22 protein-coding genes are annotated in these 23220 nt (G+C 66.6%); all 22 read right to left on the bottom strand.

Annotated features, from left to right (window positions below; genetic code table 11):
- Positions 1-26 precede the first annotated feature (26 nt).
- A complete protein-coding gene (locus tag ASF60_RS01100) occupies positions 27-335 on the bottom strand; it encodes a Txe/YoeB family addiction module toxin (protein WP_056178975.1) in 309 nt (102 codons plus the stop codon).
- A gap of 58 nt (positions 336-393) precedes the next feature.
- The gene (locus tag ASF60_RS01095) at positions 394-600 is read right to left on the bottom strand and encodes a type II toxin-antitoxin system Phd/YefM family antitoxin (RefSeq protein WP_244478285.1); all 207 of its coding nucleotides are present in this window, start codon (positions 598-600) and stop codon (positions 394-396) included.
- 73 nt (positions 601-673) lie between these two features.
- A complete protein-coding gene (locus ASF60_RS01090; protein ID WP_056178969.1) occupies positions 674-1387 on the bottom strand; it encodes an ABC transporter ATP-binding protein in 714 nt (237 codons plus the stop codon).
- 14 nt (positions 1388-1401) lie between these two features.
- The gene (locus tag ASF60_RS01085; protein WP_056178967.1) at positions 1402-2706 is read right to left on the bottom strand and encodes a lipoprotein-releasing ABC transporter permease subunit; all 1305 of its coding nucleotides are present in this window, start codon (positions 2704-2706) and stop codon (positions 1402-1404) included.
- An 8-nt stretch (positions 2707-2714) separates the two neighbouring features.
- On the bottom strand, positions 2715-4040 hold the full coding sequence (gene proS / locus ASF60_RS01080; protein ID WP_056178964.1) for a proline--tRNA ligase: 1326 nt from the start codon (positions 4038-4040) through the stop codon (positions 2715-2717).
- A gap of 735 nt (positions 4041-4775) precedes the next feature.
- Positions 4776-5111 (bottom strand): DUF1467 family protein, encoded by a 336-nt coding sequence (locus ASF60_RS01075; protein ID WP_200935860.1) that lies wholly within the window; start codon positions 5109-5111, stop codon positions 4776-4778.
- 5 nt (positions 5112-5116) lie between these two features.
- Positions 5117-5521, bottom strand: coding sequence for a methylmalonyl-CoA epimerase (gene mce, locus ASF60_RS01070; protein WP_056178961.1), 405 nt, complete (start codon positions 5519-5521; stop codon positions 5117-5119).
- Between the two features lie 172 nt (positions 5522-5693).
- Complete coding sequence (locus ASF60_RS01065) at positions 5694-7367, bottom strand: ribonuclease J (RefSeq protein ID WP_056178958.1); 1674 nt, start codon at positions 7365-7367, stop codon at positions 5694-5696.
- 13 nt (positions 7368-7380) lie between these two features.
- Positions 7381-8160 (bottom strand): biotin--[acetyl-CoA-carboxylase] ligase, encoded by a 780-nt coding sequence (locus ASF60_RS01060; RefSeq protein WP_056178955.1) that lies wholly within the window; start codon positions 8158-8160, stop codon positions 7381-7383.
- A 4-nt stretch (positions 8161-8164) separates the two neighbouring features.
- Entirely contained in the window at positions 8165-9607 is a 1443-nt protein-coding gene (gene nuoN, locus ASF60_RS01055; protein WP_056178951.1) for an NADH-quinone oxidoreductase subunit NuoN, read from the bottom strand.
- Between the two features lie 12 nt (positions 9608-9619).
- On the bottom strand, positions 9620-11143 hold the full coding sequence (locus ASF60_RS01050; protein WP_056178948.1) for an NADH-quinone oxidoreductase subunit M: 1524 nt from the start codon (positions 11141-11143) through the stop codon (positions 9620-9622).
- A gap of 31 nt (positions 11144-11174) precedes the next feature.
- Positions 11175-13337 (bottom strand): NADH-quinone oxidoreductase subunit L, encoded by a 2163-nt coding sequence (nuoL, locus tag ASF60_RS01045; RefSeq protein WP_056178945.1) that lies wholly within the window; start codon positions 13335-13337, stop codon positions 11175-11177.
- Positions 13338-13480: 143 nt separating this feature from the next.
- The gene (nuoK, locus tag ASF60_RS01040; protein ID WP_055947368.1) at positions 13481-13786 is read right to left on the bottom strand and encodes an NADH-quinone oxidoreductase subunit NuoK; all 306 of its coding nucleotides are present in this window, start codon (positions 13784-13786) and stop codon (positions 13481-13483) included.
- A 43-nt stretch (positions 13787-13829) separates the two neighbouring features.
- Positions 13830-14450 (bottom strand): NADH-quinone oxidoreductase subunit J, encoded by a 621-nt coding sequence (locus tag ASF60_RS01035; RefSeq protein ID WP_056178943.1) that lies wholly within the window; start codon positions 14448-14450, stop codon positions 13830-13832.
- Positions 14451-14638: 188 nt separating this feature from the next.
- Positions 14639-15127, bottom strand: coding sequence for an NADH-quinone oxidoreductase subunit NuoI (nuoI, locus tag ASF60_RS01030; protein ID WP_056178940.1), 489 nt, complete (start codon positions 15125-15127; stop codon positions 14639-14641).
- Between the two features lie 24 nt (positions 15128-15151).
- Entirely contained in the window at positions 15152-16174 is a 1023-nt protein-coding gene (gene nuoH, locus ASF60_RS01025; protein ID WP_056178936.1) for an NADH-quinone oxidoreductase subunit NuoH, read from the bottom strand.
- Between the two features lie 12 nt (positions 16175-16186).
- Positions 16187-18268: an NADH-quinone oxidoreductase subunit NuoG gene (nuoG, locus tag ASF60_RS01020; protein ID WP_056178933.1), complete on the bottom strand. Its 2082-nt coding sequence runs from the start codon at positions 18266-18268 to the stop codon at positions 16187-16189.
- Positions 18269-18314: 46 nt separating this feature from the next.
- Positions 18315-19616, bottom strand: a complete 1302-nt coding sequence (gene nuoF / locus ASF60_RS01015; RefSeq protein WP_056178930.1) for an NADH-quinone oxidoreductase subunit NuoF — start codon at positions 19614-19616, stop codon at positions 18315-18317.
- 1 nt (position 19617) lies between these two features.
- Positions 19618-20727: an NADH-quinone oxidoreductase subunit NuoE gene (gene nuoE, locus ASF60_RS01010; protein WP_056178926.1), complete on the bottom strand. Its 1110-nt coding sequence runs from the start codon at positions 20725-20727 to the stop codon at positions 19618-19620.
- 19 nt (positions 20728-20746) lie between these two features.
- A complete protein-coding gene (locus ASF60_RS01005; RefSeq protein WP_056178923.1) occupies positions 20747-21937 on the bottom strand; it encodes an NADH-quinone oxidoreductase subunit D in 1191 nt (396 codons plus the stop codon).
- A 16-nt stretch (positions 21938-21953) separates the two neighbouring features.
- Complete coding sequence (locus ASF60_RS01000; protein ID WP_056178920.1) at positions 21954-22601, bottom strand: NADH-quinone oxidoreductase subunit C; 648 nt, start codon at positions 22599-22601, stop codon at positions 21954-21956.
- Between the two features lie 18 nt (positions 22602-22619).
- The gene (locus tag ASF60_RS00995; RefSeq protein WP_056178916.1) at positions 22620-23207 is read right to left on the bottom strand and encodes a NuoB/complex I 20 kDa subunit family protein; all 588 of its coding nucleotides are present in this window, start codon (positions 23205-23207) and stop codon (positions 22620-22622) included.
- Positions 23208-23220: the final 13 nt, after the last annotated feature.

The following is a 23220-nucleotide window of genomic DNA, read 5'->3' as shown; positions in this document are numbered from 1 at the left end:
GCATGTGCGGCAAGGTTAGCGGATCGTCAATTCGGGGCGCGCCCTCGGAGCCCTCGCACGTGCCAGGCGTCGTAATGCCAGCGGCAGTGGAGGATTTCGAGGGCCCGATCCGGTCCCTGCCCGGCGACCCGGTAGACAAGGCGGTGCTCCCCGGTCATCCGTCGCGACCACCAGCCCTTGAGATGGCCTTTCAGCGGCTCGGGCTTGCCAATGCCCTGAAACGGATGCCGCCGGGCCTCACCGATCAACACGGTAATGCGCTGGAGGGTCGTTCGATCGGCCGCCTGCCCGTGAAGGTAATCGTCCCAGGCATGGTCAGACCAGACCAGCGTCACGGCTGGATCAGGTCCCGATCCGTCCCCCCGGCACCGTCGCGTTGCGCCATGGCTTCGGTCAGGCGCCGGGCATTCGCCGGTGTCCCGAGCAGGTGAAGGGTCTCACGCAGGCTCTCGAACTCGGCAAGCGGTAGGATGACGAGATCTTCGTGTTCTGCCGCGTCACCACCAGTTCGGCGCGATCCGTCTCGACCCGGTCGAAATGGGTCGCCGGGTTCTTCCGCAGCTCGGTGAAACCGACATGGGTCATGGCTCTAAGCCTCATGTACACACCCATGGACGTGTTCTGACGACTCTGCGGATGCAAGGCGGTGCCGCGATCAGGCCGCCCAGCCCGGTCACGCCACCTCTTCGATCAGCCCGTCCCGGATCGTCACCCGCCGGTCCATGCGGGCGGCCAGGTCCATGTTGTGGGTCGCGATGAGGGCGGCGAGGCCGGAGGCGCGCACCAGCGCCACCAGGATGCCGAAGACGTGGGCCGCGGTGTGCGGATCGAGATTGCCGGTCGGCTCGTCGGCGAGCAGCAGGCGTGGGCCGTTGGCGACGGCGCGCGCGATGGCGACGCGCTGCTGCTCCCCGCCGGACAGTTCGGCCGGCCGATGGACGAGCCGGTCCTTCAGCCCGAGGAAGCTCAGGAGCTCCGTCGCGCGCGCCTTGGCCTCGCGGTTCGACAATCCCCGGATGAGCTGGGGCATGACCACGTTCTCCAGGGCCGAGAACTCCGGCAGGAGATGGTGGAACTGGTAGACGAAGCCCATCTCCTCGCGGCGCAGGCGGGTGCGCTCGGCATCGGCCATCGCCGCCGTGGGCGTGCCCCCGAGGTAGATCTCGCCGCCATCCGGGCGCTCCAGCAGGCCGGCGAGATGCAGCAGCGTGCTCTTGCCGGCGCCCGAGGGCGCCACCAGGGCGACGAGCTCGCCGGGCCAGATCGCGAGGTCGGCCTGCCGCAGGATCTCGAGGGCACCGGTCCCCTGCGGGTAGCGCCGCTCCACCTTGGCGAGGAACAGGGCCGGGACCGGCTGCGCGCCGGGCGCCTCGGCTTTCGTGGTCATGGAGGTTCGGGCCTTCAGCCGTAGCGCAGGGCCTGCACCGGATCGAGCCGGGCGGCGCGCCACGAGGGGTACAGCGTCGCGATCAGCGACAGGGCGATGGAGGTGACCACCACGACGGTGATCTCGTTGGCGTTCATCTCGGCCGGGATCTCGGCGAGGAAGCGCACGGTCGGGTCCCAGGCGGAGGGGAACAGCACCCGCTGGATGCCCTTGATATTGACCGTGATCAGGATGCCGAGCGCCAGCCCGCTCAAGGTCCCGACCACGCCGATCAGCGCGCCGTTGATCAGGAACACCCGCATGATGGTGCCGGGGGTCGCCCCCATGGTGCGCAGGATGGCGATGTCGCTCGACTTGTCGCGCACCAGCAGGATCAGCCCCGAGATGATGTTGAGGGTCGCCACCACGACGATCAGGCTGAGGATCAGGAACATCACGTTCCGCTCCACCTCCAGGGCGCCGAAGAAGGTTCGGTTGCGCTGGCGCCAGTCGGTCAGCAGCACCGGGCGCTCGGCCGCCATCTCCAGATCGGGTCGCATCGCCGCCACCGATTCGGCATTGTCGAGATAGACCTCGATCAGGCTGACGTCGGAATCCCGGTTGAAGAAGGCCTGCGCCTCGGTGAGCGGCATGAACACGAAGGTCGAGTCGAACTCGGTCATGCCGATCTCGAAGATCGCCTTGATCGAATAGCCCTTGGTGCGGGGCGCCGTCCCGAACGGGGTCGAGGCCCCTTTCGGCGTCAACAGGTTGATTTGGTCGCCGGCCTGGACCCCGAGGGATTCGGCGAGCCGGCGTCCGATGGCGACGCCCGAGCCGTCGTCGAAGCCTTCGAGGCTGCCGCTTTTGACGTTGCTCGCGATGGCGCCGATCTTGTCGAGATCCTCGCCCCGGATGCCGCGCACCAGCACGCCGCTGCCGGCGCCGCCATAGGGCGAGGAGGCGAAGGCCTGCCCCTCCACCAGGGGAATCGCGGCCCGGACGCCGGCAACCTTGGACAGGCGCTCGGACAGGTCGGCATAGTCGGTGAAGAGCTTGTCGATCGGCGAGACGAAGACGTGCCCGTTGATGCCGATGATCTTCGACAGGAGCTCCGTGCGGAAGCCGTTCATCACCGAGAGCACGATGATCAGCGTGGCCACGCCGAGCGCGATGCCCAGCAACGAGAAGAAGGCCACCACCGAGACGCCGCCGCCCCGGCGCCGTGCCCGCAGGTAGCGCCCGGCGATGATCCACTCGAATCCGGCGAAGGGCGGCGTACTCCCGCGCTGGAACCGCGTGCGAAGACCCGCGAGCCTGTCCGTCAGGGCCCCCGCCATGATGCGCCTCAGACCCGCTTCAGACGGGCGAGCAGGTCGATCGGGGCGATGCTCTCGCGTTCGGCCCCGGCGCGCCGCTTCAGCTCGACCTTGCCCTCTGCGAGGCCGCGCGGGCCGACGATGACCTGCCAGGGCAGGCCGATGAGATCGGCGGTGGCGAACTTCGCGCCCGGGCGCTCGTCGCGGTCGTCGTACAGCACGCTGAGCCCGGCGGCCTCCAGGGTCGTCTGGATCTCCGCGCAGGCCGCGTCGGTGGCAGCGTCGCCGGTCTTCAGGTTGATCAGGGCGACGTCGAAGGGCGCGACGGAATCGGGCCAGATGATCCCGGCCTCGTCGTGCGACGCCTCGATGATCGCCGCCACGAGGCGGCTCGGGCCGATGCCGTAGGAGCCCATGTGGACCGGGCGATCGACCCCGTCGGGACCGGTGACCTTTGCGCCCATCGGCTCGGAATACTTGGTGCCGAAATAGAAGATGTGCCCGACCTCGATGCCGCGCGCGGCCATCTGCCTATCGCCCTGCACCTCGGCGAAGGCCGCCGGCTCGTGCATCTCGGAGGTCGCGGCGTAGAGCGAGGTCCAGCGGTCGACGGTGCCCTGGAGCGCGGCGACGTCCTCGAAATCGGTGGTCACCGGCGGGATCTCGAAGTCGAGATACTGGCTGTCGCAGTAGACCTCGCTCTCGCCGGTCTGGGCCAGGATGATGAATTCGTGGCTGAGATCGCCGCCGATCGGCCCGGTATCGGCCCGCATCGGGATCGCCTTGAGACCGAGACCCGCGAAGGTGCGCAGATACGCCACGAACATCCGGTTATAGGCATGGCGGGCGGCGGCCTGGTCGATGTCGAACGAGTAGGCATCCTTCATCAGAAACTCGCGCGAGCGCATGGTGCCGAAGCGCGGCCGCACCTCGTCCCGGAACTTCCACGAGATCTGATAGAGGTTCTTCGGCAGGTCCTTGTAGGAGCGCACGCTGCCACGGAAGATCTCGGTGACGACCTCCTCGGCGGTGGGCCCGAACAGCATCTCGCGGTCGTGGCGGTCGGAGATCCGAAGCATCTCCTTGCCATAGGCCTCGTAGCGGCCGGATTCGCGCCAGAGCTCGGCCGACTGGATCGCCGGCATCAGGATCTCGATGGCGCCCGCCCGGTCCTGCTCCTCGCGGATCACCGCGCAGACCTTGTTCAGCACGCGCAGGCCGAGCGGCAGCCAGGCATAGATGCCGGCGGCCTCCTGGCGTACGAGGCCGGCCCGCAGCATCAGGCGGTGGGAGACGATCTCGGCTTCCTTGGGCGTCTCGCGCAAGGTCGGCAGGAAATAGCGGGAGAGACGCATGGAAGGCCCTGGAAACAGCGTGCCAGTGGGTCAACGGCACGCCCCGGCACACAACACATTGCATCAGGAAAAGACAAGCGCGGCCAGGTGACACCGATCCGCTCAATCGCCGTTCCGGTGCGGTCACGCGGACAAATGCGCAGAACCGACACGCATTCCGGTAGAAAAGCGCAAGAATGTGTCACGAAGGACGTGACAATGAGAATTGTTGTTCCTATAAGCGCCCCGTGATGGTTGCACCGCCCAAGCAGCGGCGCCGCACGGTCCGAGTCTCGGGAGGAATTTCAGCCGCCACGCCGTCAGCAATGCGTGAGACAATCGAGGCTGAGCGCACTACCATCTTTACAAAGCAAGGCTTAGGCCTTGCTTTTTTTATGCCTAGACGCTTGCGCGGGGCTGGCATCGCCTCTTCGGCGTCTGCGTCGCTTGGGTGCCCTCGTCCAAAAGCGGTTCGATCGGAGATTCCATCCCCGGTGTCATTCCGGGGCGCCACAGGCGAGCTCGGACCCGAAGGGGCGCGCCGGCGGTGTGCAATTCAGAGCCGCTGACGGCGTAAGTTCCTGAACGACTTGCGTTTCTGGACTCCGAGCTCCGCTGCGCGGCCCCGGGATGACGGGGTGCTGCGTCTGGACTTCGCCCCCGATGCGAGCTTATGCGGTGACTCTGTCCCGGCGTCGACGGGGATGCGGCCCGACCGCTAAGAGACAGCTGCGTAAACCCGGTCGCGCCGTCGCCTCAGAGCCCCGCCAGCTCGAACACCTGGATCGTCACCAGGAAGACCACGCTCGCCAGGAGCGAGGTCAGGATCGCCTTCTCGCGCAGGCGCGGGCTGGCCGGCGCCCCCGGGTCCTGGCCGGGCACCATCCGTGCCGGGTCGCTCTCCACCTGGTTGCGCAGGGGCAGGATGACGAAGAGCAGCGTCCACCAGACCACGAAGTAGAGGGCGAGCGCACCGAACACCGAGAGCTTGAACAGGCTCACCGCGACGGCGACTGCCGTGGCAAGCACCACCACCATCACCCCGAGGGTGCGGAGGGTGGAGGCGGCCAGGGCCTGGAGGACTGCGCCCATTCGGCTCAGACCTGTTCCAGCTCGACGAGGGTGCCGAGGAAGTCCTTCGGATGCAGGAAGAGCACGGGCTTGCCGTGGGCGCCGATCTTCGGCTCGCCGGTGCCGAGAACGCGCGCGCCCTGGGCCTTCAGCTGGTCGCGCGCAGCCAGGATGTCGTCGACCTCGTAGCAGACGTGGTGCACGCCACCGTTGGGATTGCGCTCGACGAAGCTCTCGATCGGCGAGCCCTCGCCGAGCGGCGCCATCAGCTCGACCTTGCTGTTGGGCAGGTTCACGAACACCACCGTGACGCCATGCTCGGGCTGCGGCAGCGGCTCCGTGACGGTGGCGCCCAGGGTGTCGCGATAGATGGCGCAGGCGGCGTCGAGATCGCGAACCGCGATGGCGACATGGTTCAGGCGTCCGATCATGATGGGCTCCCCCCGTTATGCTTGCCCCGCGAAATGCCCCTCTCCCCTCTGCGGGAGAGGGTGGCCCGCGAAGCGGGACGGGAGAGGGGAGCACCCGTTCCGGAGAGGTCCACCCCTCTCCAACCTTGCTCCGCAGGCCCCCTCCCCCGCCGAGGGGGGGAGGGTCGATACCCTAGACCTCGACCACCTGCACGTGGCAGGCGGGCTTCTTGCCCCAGACCTCGTTCACGGCCGAACGGATACCCCGGTCGACCGCCTTCTCGACGGCCTCGGCGTCCTTGCGCTTCGGCTTGGACAGGCCCGACAGGGTCCGCGAGACCGACTCGACCACCACGTCCAGCATCGCCTGGCCGTTGCGGCCGCGATTGGGCAGGCCGATGATGTCGATGGCGGGCTCGCCCAGGATCTCGCCCTGGACGTCGATCGCGATGGCCACGGAGACCAGACCGGCCTGCGAGAGCTTGCGCCGCTCGGGGATGGCCCGGTCCTTGGCGTCGATCAGGACGTTGCCGTCCTTGAACAGGCGCCCGGCCTTGACGTGGTCGACGATCTCCGGCGTGCCGGGCGCGAGGCGCACGACGCTGCCGTTCCGGGCCTTGACGATGTTGGGAACGCCCTGGGCCCGGGCGAAACGCGCGTGCTCGTCCAGGTGCAGGGCCTCGCCGTGGACCGGGATCGCGGTCTGCGGTCGGGTCCAGGCATACATCTCCGCCATCTCGTCGCGGCGGGGATGGCCGGAGACGTGGACCAGCTTGGTGCGGTCGGTGACCACCTCGATGCCGGCATTGATGAGGTCGTTGATGATCGCGCCGACCGCCCGCTCGTTGCCGGGAATGGCGCGCGAGGAGAAGATCACGCGGTCACCCGCGGCGAGCGTGATGTCCGGATGGTCGTCGCGCGAGACCCGGGCGAGCGCGGCCCGCTCCTCGCCCTGCGAACCGGTGAGCAGGGCAACGACCTTGTCGCGCGGCAGGTAGCCGTAGCTGTCCGACGACCGGAATTCCGGCAGGCCGTCGAGGAAGCCGCATTCGCGCGCGACTCCGATGACCCGGTCCATGGCGCGGCCGACCGCGATGACTTCACGGCCACAGGCCTGGGCGGCCTCGGCCACGGCCCGCATGCGGGCGACGTTGGAGGCGAAGGTGGTGACCGCCACGCGGTGCGGCGCCTCGGCGATCAACTCGCGCAGGGTGGCGGCGACCTCGGCCTCGCTCGGGGACCGGCCCTCGCGCACGACGTTGGTCGAGTCGCTGATCATCGCCAGGATGCCCTCGTCGCCGAGCGCCCGGAAGGCGGCCTCCGACGTCACGTCGCCGAGGATCGGGGTCGGGTCCAGCTTCCAGTCGCCGGTGTGGAGCAGCAGGCCGTGCGGCGTGCGGATCGCGACCGCGTTGGATTCGGGGATCGAGTGCGAGACCGGCACGTACTCGATCTCGAAGGGACCGATCTGCACCCGGCGCCCGGCCTGGATCTCCTTCAGGATGACCTTGGGGGCACCCGGCTCGCTCAACCGGCGGGCTTCCAGCAGGTTCTTGGCGAACCGCGTCGCGTAGACCGGCGCCTTGAGCTTGGGCCACAGCTCACCGATGGCGCCGATATGGTCTTCGTGCGCGTGGGTGATGAAGATGGCGAGGAGGTCGTCCTTGCGCTCCTCGATGAAGCTCAGGTCGGGGAACATCAGGTCGATGCCGGGGAAACCCTCCTCGCCGGCGAAGCCCATGCCGCAATCGACCATGATCCATTTGCGCCGCTTCGGGGGGCCGAAGCCGTAGAGCGCCGCGTTCATGCCGATCTCGCCCACGCCGCCGAGCGGCACGAAGACGAGTTCGTCTTGCCCTGTCGTCATTGTCCGTCAAACCTCAAGCCGCCGTCGCGGCCGTTCCCAGATGCACCTCGCCCGCCGTCACGGTCCGTCGCGTTCCATCCTCCGAGCGGACGACGAGGCGTCCCGCTCCGTCGATCGTCTCGAAAATTCCGTGTACGAGGGTGTCGCCTGTCCGCACCGAAACCGGCGCGCCGATCCCGGCCGCGTCAGCGATCCAGCGCTCGCGGATTCTCTCGAACCCGCGGCCACGGTCCCATTGTCGCGCTGCGTCGATGACGGCGTCCGTCAGGTGGACGAACAGATCCTCGGCGCGCGTGTCGTACCGCATCTGCCTGAGGCAGGTTGCGGGATAAGGCAAGCCCTGTGGCGCCGCAGCGACGTTGACGCCGAAGCCCATCACGACCGCGCGACGCCCGCCGGGGCGGCTGTCGGCCTCCAGCAGGAGGCCCGCGAGCTTGGCGCCGGAGGCCAGAACGTCGTTCGGCCACTTCAGGCGGCACCCTTCGACGCCGGCAGCGGCGAGGGCGGCGGACAGGGCGACACCGGCGACGAAGCCGAGGGTCGGCACCTGGCCGGGCTCCACGTCGTCCACCGGCCACAGCAGGCTCGCGGTCAGGTTGCCGGGCTCGGAGGCCCAGGCATTGCCGCGCCGGCCCCGGCCCGCGTCCTGCCGATGGGCCACGATCCAGAGCGGACCGGTCTCGCCGGCCCGGAAACGCGCCATCGCCTCGGTGTTGGTGGAGTCGAGGCGCTCGTGGACGTGGAGGCGATGTCCCGCGACCCGCGCCTGCGGGCCGAGGCCGTATCCGCTCAAGGGGCTAGAACAGCGACTTGGCGGCGGCACCCGCGGCGTCCACCAGCGGGGCCGGCACGATCCCGAACAGCACCACCACGAGACTCGCCAACGCGAGGACGATGCGGGTGCCGGGCGCCATCGGCTCGTAGGCGGCCACCGGCTCGTCGAAATACATCACCTTGACGAGGCGCAGATAATAGAACGCCCCGATCACGCTGGTGACCACGCCGATGATCGCCAGGGCCACGAGGTCGGCTTTGATGGCGGCGGCGAAGACGTAGTACTTGGCGAAGAACCCGGCCAGCGGCGGGATGCCCGCGAGGGAGAACATCATCGCGGCGAGGCAGAAGGCCAGGACCGGATGGGTCCGCGACAGGCCGGAGAGATCGTCGACGGTCTCGAACATCTGGCCGCCGCGCCGCAGCGACAGCAGCACCGCGAAGGCGCCCAGCGTCATCGCGAGGTAGATGATCATGTAGACGACGACGCCCCGGATGCCTTCCGGCGAACCGGCGGCGAGGCCGACCAGGGCGTAGCCGACATTGCCGATCGACGAATAGGCCATGAGCCGCTTGAGCGAGCGCTGGCCGATGGCGGCGAACGAGCCGAGCGCCATCGAGGCGATCGCCACGAACACGATGATCTGCTGCCACACCGCCGTCACGTCCGGGAAGGCGCCGATGAAGAGCCGCACCGTCATCGCCATGGCGGCCATCTTGGGCGCCGAGGCGAAGAACGCCGTCACCGGCGTCGGCGAGCCCTCGTAGACGTCGGGGGTCCACATGTGGAACGGCACGGCCGCGAGCTTGAAGGCGACGCCGGCGGCCACGAAGACGATGCCGAGCACGATGCCGAAGCCCGCCGTGCCGTCGAGCGCCGCGACGATGCCCGGGAAGGAGACGGTGCCGGTGAAGCCATAGACCAGGGAGGCGCCGTAGAGCAGCATGCCCGAGGAGAGCGCCCCGAGGACGAAGTACTTCAGCCCGGCTTCCGTGGACTTCAGGTTGTCGCGATGGAACGCCGCGATGACGTAGGCGGCGAGCGACTGCAACTCGAGTCCGAGATAGAGCGAGATCAGGTCGTTGGCCGAGGCCATCACCATCATGCCGACGGTGCACAGGATCAGCAGGATCGGGAACTCGAACCGGTCGATGCGCTCGCGCTGGAAGTAGTCGCGCGAGAGCAGGATCGTGGCGGCCGAGCCGAGCAGGATCAGCGCCTTCATCACCTTGGAGAAGTTGTCGATGATGAACGAGCCGTTCAGGGTGGTGATCTTGGCGCCCGACTGGGACATGACCGCGAACAGCGCGAGCACCAGCAGGATCAGGGCGCCGACATTGACGCCCTCGGCGGAGCGCTCGCCCCGGAACGCCCCGTAGAGGATCAGCACCAGCACGCCGATGCTGAGGATCAGCTCCGGCAGGGCAGGCCCGAGCGCGGGCAGGACGATCTGAGCGGCGTTCATCGGATCAAGCCTTCAGCGCGACACGGACGGCAGGGTGGCCGCGGCGGTCTGCGTGTTCGAGAGCGCGGTCCGCATGCTCTGCATCAACGCTTCCGTCGAGGGCGCGAAGGTGTCGAGCACGGGGGCCGGGTGGACGCCGTAATAGATCGTCAGGGCGACGAGCGGCGCGATGATGATCTTTTCGCGGAGATCCAGGTCGAGGATGCCCTGCAGGTTGGGCTTCTCGAGCTTGCCGTAGATCACGCGGGCGTAGAGCCAAAGGGCGTAGCCGGCCGACAGGATGATGCCGAACACCGAGAAGAACGCCACCGTCGGGTTGGCCCGGAAAGCCCCCATCATGGCCAGGAACTCGCCGACGAAGCCCGACGTCCCGGGCAGGCCGACATTGGCCATCGTGAACACCATCATGGCCGCCGCGTAGAGCGGCATCCGCTTCACCAGCCCGCCATAGGCGGCGATCTCGCGGGTGTGCATCCGGTCGTAGACGACGCCGACGCAGAGGAAGAGCGCGCCCGACACGATGCCGTGCGAGATCATCAGGAACAGCGCGCCCTGGATGCCCTGCTCGTTCATGGTGAACAGGCCGAGCGTCACGAAACCCATATGCGCCACCGACGAGTAGGCGATGAGCTTCTTGATGTCGGTCTGCATCAGGGCGATCAGCGAGGTGAAGATGATGGCGATCACCGAGAGGGCGAACACCATCGGGGCGAAGGCTTGGCTCGCATCCGGGAACATCGGCAGCGAAATCCGGATGAAACCGTAGCCGCCCATCTTGAGCAGGATGCCCGCCAGAATCACCGAGCCGGCGGTTGGCGCCTCCACGTGCGCGTCGGGCAGCCAGGTATGGACCGGCCACATCGGCATCTTCACGGCAAAGGAGGCGAAGAAGGCCAGCCACAGCCACGTCTGCATATGCACCGGGAAGCGGGTGTGCAGCAGGGTCGGGATGTCGGTGGTGCCGGCGTGCCAGTACATCGCCATGATGGCGAGCAGCATCAGCACCGAGCCGAGCAGGGTGTAGAGGAAGAACTTGAAGCTGGCGTAGATGCGCCGCTTGCCGCCCCAGATGCCGATGATGAGGAACATCGGGATCAGGCCGGCCTCGAAGAACAGGTAGAACAGCACCAGATCGAGGGCGCAGAACACACCGATCATCGTCGTCTCGAGGACGAGGAAGGCGACGAAGTATTCCTTCACCCGGATGTTCACCGAGAGCCACGAGGCGCCGATGCAGAACGGCATCAGGAACGTGGTCAGCAGGATCAGCGGCATCGAGAAGCCGTCGACGCCGAGCTTGAACCGCGTGGTTTCGCTCAGCCAGGCATGGGTCTCGACCAGCTGGAAATTCGCGGTCGTCGCGTCGTAGCGGCCCCAGGCCACCAGCGAGAGCAGGAAGGTCGCGAGGGTCGTGATGAGCGCGGCCCAGCGGGCATTGCGCTTCGAAGCCTCGGTCTCCTCCCCGAGGGTGAGGATGAAGGCCGCGCCGCAGAGCGGCACGATGAGGAGGCCGGAGAGAATTCCGAGGCCTAACATGAGCGGGCGCTCCGATACGTGACGGCGGCCATCAATGGGCGACCTTGGGCAGGCCGGTCAGCATGTACCAGCTGATGAGGGCGGCGACGCCGACGAGCATGACGAAGGCGTAGTGGTAGACGTAGCCGGTCTGGAGACGGACGACGCCGCGGGTCACGTCGAGGACGCGGGTGGCGATCCCGTCCGGACCCATGCCGTCGATGACCCGGCCATCGGCCTCCTTCCAGAGGAACTTGCCGAAATCCTTGGCCGGTCGGACGAAGATCCGGTCGTAGAGTTCGTCGAAGTACCACTTGTTGAGCAGGAACCGGTACAGGCTCGGCTGCTGGGCTGCGAGTTGGCCCGGCAGTTCCGGCCGGCGGATATACATCCAATAGGCCAGCACGAAGCCGATCAGCATCATGATGAAGGGCGAGTAGGCCACCAGCGCCGGCACCGCGTGGATGTCGTGCATGATGTGGTTGTCCGGGCCGTGCCCCAGGGCGTGGCCCCAGAATGTCTCCATGCCCTCGCCGATGAAGCGGTTCTTGAAGATCAGCCCGGCGAAGAGCGCCCCGAAGGCCAGGATGCCGAGGGGGATCGTCATCACCAGCGGGCTCTCATGCGGCGTGTGCGCATGATCGTGGTGCTCGATGGCGCTGTGCGAGGCCGGCTCGACGTCGTGGCCCTTGTCGTCGTGGGCGACGCCCTCGTGGTGGCCCGGGGCGCCGTCGGCCTCAGCCGACGAATTGACATGGACGGCCTCAGCCGACGAACCCACATGCGCGACCTGGGCGGAGGCGCCGGCCTGGACAGCCGCATGCCCGGCGGCATGGTGATCGTCGTGATGCGCGGCGCCATGGCCGGCCCAGCGCGCCGGTCCCTCGAAGGTCATGAAGAACAGGCGCCAGGAATAGAACGAGGTCATCAGCGCGGCGACGACGGTGCAGATGAAGGCCAGGGTGTGACCGGGCCGCGTCGACGCATAGGCCGCCTCGATGATGGCGTCCTTCGAGTAATAGCCGGCTGTGAAGGGGAAGCCGATCAGCGCCAGGGTGCCGATGGTCATCATGGCCGAGGTGAAGGGAATGTAGCGGCGGAGATTGCCCATGTTCCGCATGTCCTGCTCGTGGTGCATCGCGTGGATGACCGAGCCGGCGCCAAGGAACAGCAGCGCCTTGAAGAAGGCGTGGGTGAAGAGGTGGAACACGGCGGCCGAATAGGCGCCCACGCCGAGCGCCACGAACATGTAGCCGAGCTGCGAGCAGGTCGAGTAGGCGATCACCCGCTTGATGTCGTTCTGCACGAGGCCGATCGTGGCGGCGAAGAACGCCGTGATGCCGCCGATCACCGTGACCACGATGAGGGCGTTGGGGGCGAGTTCGAACAGCGGCGACAGGCGCGCCACCATGAACACGCCGGCCGTCACCATGGTGGCGGCGTGGATCAGCGCCGAGACGGGGGTCGGCCCCTCCATCGCGTCGGGCAGCCAGGTGTGCAGCAGGAACTGGGCCGACTTGCCCATGGCACCCATGAACAGCAGCAGGCAGGCGAGCGTCAGGGCGTTCCAGTCGTAGCCGAGGAAGTGGAAGGTCGCGTCCTTGATCTCGGGCGCGCGAGCGAAGATGCCATCGAAGGCGATCGATCCCGTCAGCACGAAGACCAGGAAGATGCCGAGCGAGAACCCGAAATCGCCGACGCGGTTGACGATGAAGGCCTTCATGGCGGCGGCGTTGGCCGAGGGCTTCTCGTACCAGAACCCGATCAGCAGGTAGGAGGCGAGGCCGACGCCCTCCCAGCCGAAGAACATCTGCACCAGGTTGTCAGCCGTCACCAGCATCAGCATGGCGAAGGTGAAGAGCGACAGGTAGGCGAAGAAGCGCGGCCGGTGCGGATCCTCCTCCATGTAGCCGATGGAGTAGAGGTGCACGAGGGTCGAGACCGAGGTGACCACCACCAGCATGATCACCGTCAGGGTGTCGATGCGGAAGGCCCAGTCGACCACGAGGTCGCCGGCGGTGAACCAGGTCGCCACCTGCACGCGGGTGGCGTGCTCGGTGCCGGGCACCTCGAGGAAGGCGCCCCAGGACAGCAGCGCCGAGAAGGCGAGGAGGCCGGTGGTGATGCCCTCGCTGAGCTTCGGGCCGAGCTGGCGGCCGAACAGGCCGGCGAGCAGCGCACCGACGAGCGGGAGGAAGACGATCGCGTGATACATCGCTGGCTTGTCCGGCCTCCTGGGGTGCGCCCGGGCCCGCGCAGGGCGCGGGAGCCGATGCGGCGCCCTGTGTGTCGTGTCACCGGTCCGGCGCGCGGAGACCGCGACGCCGGACCGTCAGAATCGATGGGTGTCGGTTCCGCTCACCCCTTCATCATGTTGACGTCCTCGACCGCGATCGAACCGCGGTTTCGGAAGAACACGACGAGGATGGCGAGGCCGATGGCCGCTTCCGCCGCCGCCACGGTCAGCACGAACAGAGCGAAGACCTGTCCGGTGATGTCGTTGAGGTGGGTCGAGAAGGCGACGAGGTTGATGTTGACCGCGAGCAGGATCAGCTCGACGGACATCAGGATGACGATGACGTTCTTGCGGTTCACGAAGATGCCGAGCACGCCCAGCGTGAACAGGATCGCGGCGACCGTCAGGTAGTGGCTCAGGCCGATCATCGGATGTGGCTCCCGGTCTCTGCCGTTCGAGGTCCGCAGGCCATCAGACTTCCACGCCCTGGCGCGAGGGTACCTTGCGGGTCTCCACCGCCATGGCCTGCGTGCGCGCGTTCTGGACGGAGATGTTCTGACGCTTGACACCCGGACGGTCGCGCAGGGTCAGCACGATGGCGCCGATCATCGCCACCAGCAGGATCAGGCCGGCGAGCTGAAAGAAGAAGACATAGTCGGTGTAGAGCACCCGGCCGAGGGCCTGGGTGTTGGTGACCGCCTCGGCGCTGGCGACCGGGCCGAGGGGCGCCTGGATCAATCCGGGATCGATGGTCCACGACCCGACCACCAGCAGCAGCTCGATCAGGAACACCGCGCCGATCAGGGCGCCGATGGGCAGGTATTGCTGGAAGCCCTGACGCAGCTGGGCGAAATCCACGTCCAGCATCATCACGACGAACAGGAACAGCACCGCGACGGCGCCGACATAGACGACGACCAGGATCATTGCCAGGAACTCGGCGCCCATCATCACGAACAGCCCGGCGGCGTTCACGAAGGCCAGGATGAGGAAGAGCACGGAGGCCACGGGATTGCGCGAGGCGATCACCATGAAGCCCGAGGCGATGGTCACACCTGCGAACAGGTAGAAGAAGGCAGCGGCTGCGCTCATGCGATTCTAGAGATCAGCCGTCCCGAGGACGGCCCCTTCTGCCGAAACTGTGCCACGGCCCACCGGCCGCCCGTCTATAGAACCCGCCCCTGCGGTGCACAACCGCCTCGGCGCGCCTGGGCCGGTTCCGCGGAGGCAGAACCGGCGCTCTGTTTCATCCGCCCGGAGTCGGGCCGCATTCCGGTCGTTCAGCGGTAGGGCGCGTCCACCGAAAGATTGCGGGCGATCTCGCGCTCCCAGCGGTCACCGTTCAGCAGGAGCTTCTCCTTGTCGTAGAGAAGCTCCTCGCGGGTCTCGACCGAGAACTCGAAGTTCGGCCCCTCGACGATCGCGTCGACCGGGCAGGCCTCCTGACACATGCCGCAATAGATGCATTTCACCATGTCGAGGTCGTAGCGCGTCGTGCGGCGGGTGCCGTCGTTGCGGCGGGGGCCGGCCTCGATGGTGATGGCCTGGGCGGGGCAGATCGCCTCGCACAGCTTGCAGGCGATGCAGCGTTCCTCGCCGTTGGGGTAGCGACGCAGGGCGTGCTCGCCCCGGAAGCGCGGGCCGCGATGGCCCATCTCGAAGGGGTAGTTGATCGTGGCCTTCGGCTTGAAGAAGTACTTCATCGCCAGGACGAACCCGGACGCGAACTCCTTCAGCAGCAGACCCTTAGCGACCTGATCGAGCTTCATGGCTCGGATCTCCGTGAGGGGTTGTCAGGCGCCCGGCGCGAGGCCGGTGAGCTTGAGGACAAAGGCGACGACGATGACCGAGACGAGCGAGAGCGGCAGGAACACCTTCCAGCCGAGGCGCATGAGCTGGTCATAGCGGTAGCGCGGCACCATGGCCTTCACCATGGCGATCATGAAGAACAGGAAGCTGGCCTTCAGGGCGAACCAGATCAGGCCCGGCACCCAGGTGAAGGGCGCGAACGGGATCGGCGAGAGCCAGCCGCCGAGGAACAGCACCGTGCCGAGCGCGCACATGGTCATGATGGCCACGTACTCACCCAGCATGAACAGCAGGTACGGCGTCGAGGAATACTCGACCATGTAGCCAGCCACGAGCTCCGATTCCGCCTCCGGCAGATCGAAGGGCGGGCGGTTCGTCTCGGCCAGCGCCGAGATGAAGAACACCACAAACATCGGGAACAGCCAGAGCCAGTACCAGCCCAGGATGCCCAGCGAGGTGTCCTGTGCCATGACGATGCGCGACAGGTTGAGCGACCCGGCGCAGAGCAGGACGCAGATGATGACGAAGCCGAGGGAGACCTCGTAGGAAATCATCTGCGCCGCCGAGCGAAGCGCGCCCAGGAAGGCGTATTTCGAGTTCGACGCCCAGCCGCCCATCAGCACGCCGTACACTCCGAGCGAAGAGATCGCGAAGATGTAGGTGATGCCGACGTTGAGGTCGGCGATGGCCCAGCCCTCGGCCAGCGGGATCACCGCCCAGGCGGCGAGCGCCAGGGTGGCGAAGACCAGGGGCGCCAGCAGGAACAACGCCTTGTTGGCGCCGGCCGGGATGATCGGCTCCTTCAGGACGAATTTCAGCAGATCGGCGAAGGACTGGAACAAACCCCAGGGCCCGACCACGTTGGGTCCGCGCCGGAGCTGGACCGCCGCCCAGATCTTGCGATCGGCCAGCAGGGCGTAGGCGATGAAGACGAGGAGCAGCGCCAGCAGGACGAAGCTCTTGAGCACCAGGAGCAGGACGGTGCCGAGGATTTCCCAGAAGGTCATGGCAGGAAATCCTTATTCGGCCGCTTCGAGGCCGCGCACCCGGGCGAGGCTCGAACACTCGGCGAGCACCCGCGAGGCACGGGCGATCGCGTTGCTGAGATAGAAGTCCGGGATCGCCGAGGCGAAGGCGGTGCGGCTCGGCTCGCCGCTCAAGGCCGACAACGTCTCGACCGTGGCCACGGCGTCGCTCGGGGCGATCGCATCGAGGGCGGCGAAGTGCGGATGCTCTGCATAGAGGGCACGCCGAAGCGCCGCCAGCGAATCGAACGGCAGGCGCCGGCCGAGCACGTCCGACAGAGCGCGCAGGATCGCCCAATCCTCGCGGGCATCGCCCGGCGGGAAGCCGGCCCGATTGGTGGTTTGCACCCGACCCTCGAGGTTGACGTAGGTGGCGCTTTTTTCGGTATACGCGGCCCCTGGTAGGACGACGTCGGCGCGGGTGGCACCGCGATCGCCATGCGTGCCCTGGTAGATCACGAAGGCGCCGGGTTCGATTGTGACCTCGTCGGCACCCAAGTTGTATACCACGTCGAGCGAACCCGCTCCCGCGATCCCGGCGAAGTCCAGCCCGCCCTCCCCCGGCACGAAGCGGAGATCGAGGGCGCCGACCCGCGCAGCAGCCGTCTGGAGCACGCCGAAGCCGTTCCACTCGGGCGTCACCGCGCCGATATCCTTCGCGAGCTTCGCCGCGGCGGCCAGAATGGCGGCGCCGTCGGGTCGGGCGAGCGCCCCCGTGCCGACGATGATGAGCGGACGGCTGGCGGCCTTCAGGGCCTCGGCGAAGCTGTGCTGGCCGGAGGCGAGGTCCGCCAGCGTCTCGGGGCCGGCACCCAGATAGGTGTGCGGATAGGTGAGGTCGACGGGCTCGCCGATGAGGCCGACGGCCAAAGGTCCCATGCGCCAGCGCTTGCGGATGCGCACGTTGAGCAGCGAGGCTTCGAGACGGGGATTGGTTCCGACGAGCAGGATCGCGTCCGCGTCCTCGATCCCGGCAATGCCGGTGCCAAGGGTGTAGGCAGCCCGGCCCCAGGACGGGTCGATCGCTTCGCCGGCCTGCCGACAATCGAGATTCGTCACGCCAAGCGACGTCATCAGTGCCTTCAGCGCGTAGATCTCCTCGACACCGGCCAGATCGCCGACCACGGCGCCCATGCGCTTCGGGTCGGTGTTCTTCACCTTGGCGGCGATAGCACCGAACGCCTCACCCCAGGACGCAGGACGCAGGCGGCCATTCTCGCGCAGATACGGCCGGTCCAGGCGCTGGGTGCGCAGGCCGTCCACAGCGTGGCGGGTCTTGTCGGAGATCCATTCCTCGTTGATCCCCTCGTGAACCCGCGGCTCGATCTGCATGACCTCGCGACCGCGGGCATCGACCCGGATGGCGCAGCCAACCGCGTCCATCACATCGACAGATTCGGTTTTCGACAGCTCCCAAGGCCGAACCTCGTAGCTCTGCGGCTTGTGGACCAAGGCGCCGACGGGGCAGAGGTCGGCGACGTTGCCCTGAAGCTCGGAGCCCATCGCGGATTCGAGGTAGCTGGTGATCTCCATGTCCTCGCCGCGCCCGATGGCGCCGAGATCCGGCACGCCAGCGACTTCTGCCAGGAAGCGGACGCAGCGGGTGCAGTGAATGCACCGATTCATGGCGGTCCGCACCAGCGGACCGATGTATTTCTCCTCGACCGCGCGCTTATTCTCGCCGTAGCGGGTCGAGTCGACGCCGTAGGCCATCGCCTGGTCTTGGAGATCGCAGTGGCCGCCCTGGTCGCAAATCGGGCAATCGAGCGGGTGGTTGATGAGGAGGAATTCCATCACCCCCTCGCGAGCCTTCTTCGTCTGGCCCGAGCGTGTCAGCACTTCCGGCGGTTCGCCGTTGGGACCGGGCCGGCAATCCTTCACCGCATAGGCGCAGGAGGCCACCGGCTTCGGCGCGCCCTTGAGCTCCACGAGGCACATCCGGCAATTGCCCGCGATGGACAGCCGCTCGTGAAAGCAGAAGCGCGGAATTTCCGCGCCCGCCGCTTCGCAGGCCTGGAGCAGCGTGTACTCCGCCGGAACATCGACCTCGGTGCCGTCGACGACGATCTTGGTCATTCGCTGAGTCTCGGTCTCGAAACTTGGGGACGGGTCGCGGGGCGGATCACTCCGCCGCCATCGGCACCGGGTCGGAATGCGGATTGGCGCTGTAGCGGTCGATGCGCTTCTCGATTTCGGGCCGGAAGTGGCGGATCAGCCCCTGGATCGGCCAGGCCGCCGCGTCACCGAGCGCACAGATGGTGTGACCCTCGATCTGCTTCGTCACGTCGAGGAGCATGTCGATCTCGCGGCGCTGGGCCCGGCCCTCGGCCATGCGCAGCATCACGCGCCACATCCAGCCCGTACCCTCGCGGCAGGGCGTGCACTGGCCGCAGGATTCGTGCTTGTAGAAGTAGGCGATGCGGGCGATGGCCGAGACGATGTCCGTGGAGCGGTCGAGCACGATGACCGCCGCAGTACCGAGGCCGGAGCCGAGGTTCTTCAAAGTGTCGAAGTCCATCTTGGCGTCGATGATCTGCTCGGCCGGCACCAGGGGCACCGAGGAGCCGCCAGGAATGGAGCAGAGCAGGTTGTCCCAACCGCCGCGCATGCCGCCGCAATGCTTGTCGATGAGTTCGCGGAAGGTGATCCCGAGCTCCTCTTCGACGTTGCAGGGCTTGTTGACGTGGCCCGAGACGCAGAACAGCTTGGTGCCGGTGTTGTTCTTGCCGCCCAGGCCAGCGAACCACGCACCACCGCGACGCAGGATGGTGCCTGCCACCGCGATCGACTCGACGTTGTTGACCGTCGTCGGGCAGCCGTAGAGGCCCATATTGGCCGGGAACGGGGGCTTCAGGCGCGGCATGCCCTTCTTGCCCTCGAGGCTCTCCAGAAGTGCCGTTTCCTCGCCGCAGATATAGGCGCCGGCGCCGTGATGGACGTAAATGTCGAAGGGGTAGCCGTGGATGTTGTCCTTGCCGACGAGCCGCGCTTCGTAGGCCTCGTCCACGGCCCGCTGGAGGGCGTGCTTCTCGGCGACGTACTCGCCGCGGATATAGATGTAGCAGGCATGGGCGGCCATCGCGAACGAGGCCAGCAGGCAGCCCTCGATCAGGAGGTGCGGATCATGCCGCATGATCTCCCGGTCCTTGCAGGTGCCCGGCTCGGACTCGTCGGCGTTGACCACGAGATAATGGGGGCGCCCGTCGGACTTCTTGGGCATGAACGACCATTTAAGGCCGGTCGGAAATCCAGCGCCACCGCGCCCGCGCAGGCCCGACTGCTTCATCTCGTCGATGATCCAGTCGCGTCCCATCTCGAGGAGGAACTTAGTACCGTCCCAGGCGCCGCGCTGCTTGGCCGCTTCCAGCCCCGGTGCGTGCAGGCCATAAAGGTTCGTGAAGATGCGATCCTGATCGGCGAGCATGTCAGTTCCCCTTCTTGGGGGCGGGAGACCGAGGGGTGGACGGCTTCGCGCTGGAGGCTTTCGCCGTCGACGGCTTCGTGTCGACCGGCGGAGCCTCCGCAATGTCCGCGCTGGCACCCGATGCGGCCGGCTGGGGCGGCGGTTCGTTGCGTCGCAGATCCGATTGCGTCCCGGCTTCCGCGCCGGCGGCTTCGACCTTCGCGATCGTTTCAGGAGCAGGCATCGGTGCGGCCTGAGTTGGCGACGTCGCGGTCGACTCCTTGGGGTCGGCGGCGTCTGCCGTATCGCCGGCCTTCACAGGCATCTCCCCCGCTGCGGCACGCTGAGCCGGCGCGTCCGTCACCGGCTTCTCAACGGCACGGCCCGCATCGGGGCGAGCCGGCTTCGGCTCGGAAGCGGCACGCTGCTCAGACGAGGCGGCCTCGGCCTTGCCCTGCTCGGTGCCGGCCTCAGCTTCTTTGTCCTCGAAACGCTTGCGCCAAGCACCGACGCGCGATCCGTCGAACAAGGTTGCGTCGATAAGGGTGTCGGCACCACCGAGGGGCTCCGAAGAGGTTCGCCCGACCTGCGAGCCAACCTTCACCGGCCGCCCTGCAGCCAGATCGTCCATCAGCTTGCCGAGGAGGTCAGGTGTCAGGTCCTCGTAGTAATCCTGATTGATCTGCGCCATTGGCGCGTTGCAGCAGGCGCCCAGACACTCGACTTCGAGCCAGGAGAAGTTGCCGTCGGCGCTGACATGACCCGGAGCACCGAGACGGTGCTGCAGGTAGTCTTTCAACTCACGCGCGCCGCAGGAATCACATGGAACGGTCCCGCAAAGCTGGATCCAGAATCTACCCACTGGCTCCAGGGCGAACATCGTATAGAACGTCGCCACTTCGAGCACGCGAATATGCGGCATCCCGAGTTCGTCAGCCACCGCTTCGATGGCCTTCTGCGGCAACCAGCCGCCATTCTGCTCCTGCGCCTTCCACAGGAGCGGAATCACCGCCGAGGCCTGGCGCCCCTCCGGATACTTCTCGATCTGGCCCTTCGCCCACGCGGCGTTCTCGGACGAAAACGCGAAGGCGGCGGGTTGCTCGGATGCGGGGGCGAGTCTGCGGTTGGCCATCAGTTCTGAACCTTGATCGTCACCGGTCCACCTCGCCGAACACGATGTCCAGGGTGCCGAGCACGCAGGACACATCGGCCAGCATGTGGCCACGGCACATCCAGTCCATCGCCTGGAGATGGGCGAAGCCTGGAGCGCGGATCTTGCAGCGATAGGGCTTGTTGGTGCCGTCGGCGACGAGATAGACGCCGAACTCACCCTTCGGCGCTTCGACGGCGGCATAGACTTCGCCGGCCGGCACGTGGAAGCCCTCGGTGTAGAGCTTGAAATGGTGAATCAGCGCCTCCATCGAGCGCTTCATTTCGCGGCGCGGCGGCGGTGCGATCTTGCCGTCGGTGGCGGAAATCGGCCCCTGACCGGCTGGCTCGCGCAGCTTGATGCAGCACTGCTTCATGATCTTGGCTGATTCGCGCATCTCTTCCATGCGGATGACCTGGCGATCATAGGTGTCGCCGTTCTTCCCCACGGGGATGTCGAATTCCATTTCCTCGTAGGCTTCGTAGGGCTGCGATTTGCGCAGATCCCAAGGAATCCCTGAGCCGCGCACCATCACGCCGGAAAAGCCCCAGGCCATCGCTTCATCGACCGTGACGATGCCGATATCGACGTTGCGCTGCTTGAAGATCCGGTTTCCCATGACAAGGTTGTCGAGGTCGTCGACCACCTGCAGGAAGGGATCGATGAACGCCTCAATGTCATCGATGAGTGCGGGTGGCAGGTCCTGATGGACGCCACCGGGACGGAAGTAGTTGGCATGCAGGCGAGCGCCCGACGCGCGCTCGTAGAAGATCATCAGCTTCTCACGCTCCTCGAAGCCCCAGAGCGGCGGCGTCAGGGCACCGACGTCCATCGCCTGCGTGGTGACGTTAAGCAGATGGGAGAGGATGCGGCCGATCTCGCAGAACAGGGTGCGGATGAGTTGGGCGCGCCGAGGCACCTGCAACCCGAGCAACTTCTCGATGCCGAGGCAGAAGGCATGCTCCTGGTTCATCGGCGAGACGTAGTCGAGCCGATCGAAATAGGGCGTCGCCTGCAGGTAGGTCTTGTGCTCGATCAGTTTCTCGGTGCCGCGATGCAGCAGGCCGATATGCGGGTCGACCCGCTCGACGATCTCTCCGTCGAGTTCCAGCACCAGGCGCAGCACCCCGTGTGCGGCCGGATGCTGAGGCCCGAAGTTGATCGCGAAATTGCGGATGTTGTGCTCGGTCATGGCCTCGCTCCGCCGCTCAAGCCGACGTCTTCTCGTCGCCCGGGAGCACGTATTCCGTGCCCTCCCACGGCGAGAGGAAGTCGAAGTTCCGAAATTCCTGGGTGAGCTTTACGGGCTCGTAGACCACGCGCGCCTCATCCTGGTCGTAGCGGACCTCGACGAAGCCCGTAAGGGGAAAGTCCTTCCGCAGCGGGTGCCCTTCGAAGCCGTAATCGGTGAGCAGACGCCGTAAATCCGGATGGCCCGAGAACAGAATGCCGTAGAGGTCGTAAGTCTCCCGCTCGAACCAATTCGCCGCCGGGAAAACCTCGATGACGGAGGGTACTGGCGTCTGGTCGTCGGTCTGAACCTTCACGCGGATGCGGGTGTTATGGCGCAACGAGAGCAGGTGATAGACCACATCGAACCGCTTCTCACGGGCCGGATAGTCCGCGCCGCAAATGTCAATGAAGCAGCGGAAGGCACAGGCTGGATCATCGCGCAGATAGGTCAGTGCATAGACGATATCGCTTGCCTGGACCACGAGGGTCAACTCGCCGAACGCAATGGCACGCGAGACGATCGCGGGGCCAAGGGCACCGGCGACGTGATCGCCGATTCGCTCAAGCGCCGTCATTCCCGAGTCGGGACTCGTGTGAGGAAGGATGCTGATGCCGTTGGTCATGCCGGAGCGTCCTTATTCCTAGCGCTCGATCGTGCCAATGCGGCGGATCTTCTTCTGGAGCAGGAGTACGCCGTAAAGCAGCGCCTCGGCGGTCGGGGGGCAACCCGGAACATAGATGTCGACCGGCACCACCCGGTCGCATCCGCGCACCACCGAGTACGAATAGTGATAATAGCCGCCACCATTGGCACACGAGCCCATGGAGATCACGTAGCGCGGCTCCGGCATCTGGTCGTAGACTTTGCGGAGGGCGGGCGCCATCTTGTTGGTCAGGGTGCCGGCAACGATCATGACATCGGATTGCCGGGGCGATCCGCGTGGCGCGAAGCCGAAGCGCTCACAATCGTAGCGCGGCATCGACATCTGCATCATCTCGACGGCGCAGCAGGCGAGGCCGAAGGTCATCCACATGAGCGAGCCGGTCCGCGCCCAATTGATGAGGTCGTCCGTAGAGGTGACCAGGAAACCGCGATCAGCGAGTTCATTGTTGATCGACAGGAAGGTCGGATCGTTCGCGCCGATCGGCAGCCCCGTGTTGGGATCGATGATCCCTTTCGGAGCCGGCGCGATCGCCGGAGCGTGGGACAGGTCGGGGCTGAAGGCCATCGGTTTCTCGGGA

Source organism: Methylobacterium sp. Leaf113, from assembly GCF_001423325.1.
Lineage (GTDB): Bacteria > Pseudomonadota > Alphaproteobacteria > Rhizobiales > Beijerinckiaceae > Methylobacterium.
This window is presented reverse-complemented; position numbering and strand designations above follow the sequence as displayed.

Excerpts from the sequence above, each read along its gene's own strand:
- ASF60_RS01065 (WP_056178958.1), bottom strand. The coding sequence starts at position 7,367 with ATGACGACAGGGCAAGACGAACTCGTCTTCGTGCCGCTCGGCGGCGTG.
- ASF60_RS01035 (WP_056178943.1), bottom strand. The coding sequence starts at position 14,450 with ATGAGCGCAGCCGCTGCCTTCTTCTACCTGTTCGCAGGTGTGACCATC.
- ASF60_RS01095 (WP_244478285.1), bottom strand. The coding sequence starts at position 600 with ATGAGGCTTAGAGCCATGACCCATGTCGGTTTCACCGAGCTGCGGAAG.
- proS (WP_056178964.1), bottom strand. The coding sequence starts at position 4,040 with ATGCGTCTCTCCCGCTATTTCCTGCCGACCTTGCGCGAGACGCCCAAG.
- nuoF (WP_056178930.1), bottom strand. The coding sequence starts at position 19,616 with ATGCTCGCCGATCAGGATCGCATCTTCACGAACCTTTATGGCCTGCAC.
- nuoK (WP_055947368.1), bottom strand. The coding sequence starts at position 13,786 with ATGATCGGCCTGAGCCACTACCTGACGGTCGCCGCGATCCTGTTCACG.
- ASF60_RS01085 (WP_056178967.1), bottom strand. The coding sequence starts at position 2,706 with ATGGCGGGGGCCCTGACGGACAGGCTCGCGGGTCTTCGCACGCGGTTC.
- ASF60_RS01075 (WP_200935860.1), bottom strand. The coding sequence starts at position 5,111 with ATGGGCGCAGTCCTCCAGGCCCTGGCCGCCTCCACCCTCCGCACCCTC.
- ASF60_RS00995 (WP_056178916.1), bottom strand. The coding sequence starts at position 23,207 with ATGGCCTTCAGCCCCGACCTGTCCCACGCTCCGGCGATCGCGCCGGCT.
- nuoI (WP_056178940.1), bottom strand. The coding sequence starts at position 15,127 with ATGAAGCTCGATCAGGTCGCTAAGGGTCTGCTGCTGAAGGAGTTCGCG.
- nuoG (WP_056178933.1), bottom strand. The coding sequence starts at position 18,268 with ATGACCAAGATCGTCGTCGACGGCACCGAGGTCGATGTTCCGGCGGAG.
- nuoL (WP_056178945.1), bottom strand. The coding sequence starts at position 13,337 with ATGTATCACGCGATCGTCTTCCTCCCGCTCGTCGGTGCGCTGCTCGCC.
- nuoE (WP_056178926.1), bottom strand. The coding sequence starts at position 20,727 with ATGGCCAACCGCAGACTCGCCCCCGCATCCGAGCAACCCGCCGCCTTC.
- ASF60_RS01000 (WP_056178920.1), bottom strand. The coding sequence starts at position 22,601 with ATGACCAACGGCATCAGCATCCTTCCTCACACGAGTCCCGACTCGGGA.
- mce (WP_056178961.1), bottom strand. The coding sequence starts at position 5,521 with ATGATCGGACGCCTGAACCATGTCGCCATCGCGGTTCGCGATCTCGAC.
- nuoH (WP_056178936.1), bottom strand. The coding sequence starts at position 16,174 with ATGACCTTCTGGGAAATCCTCGGCACCGTCCTGCTCCTGGTGCTCAAG.
- ASF60_RS01090 (WP_056178969.1), bottom strand. The coding sequence starts at position 1,387 with ATGACCACGAAAGCCGAGGCGCCCGGCGCGCAGCCGGTCCCGGCCCTG.
- nuoN (WP_056178951.1), bottom strand. The coding sequence starts at position 9,607 with ATGAACGCCGCTCAGATCGTCCTGCCCGCGCTCGGGCCTGCCCTGCCG.
- ASF60_RS01050 (WP_056178948.1), bottom strand. The coding sequence starts at position 11,143 with ATGTTAGGCCTCGGAATTCTCTCCGGCCTCCTCATCGTGCCGCTCTGC.
- ASF60_RS01005 (WP_056178923.1), bottom strand. The coding sequence starts at position 21,937 with ATGACCGAGCACAACATCCGCAATTTCGCGATCAACTTCGGGCCTCAG.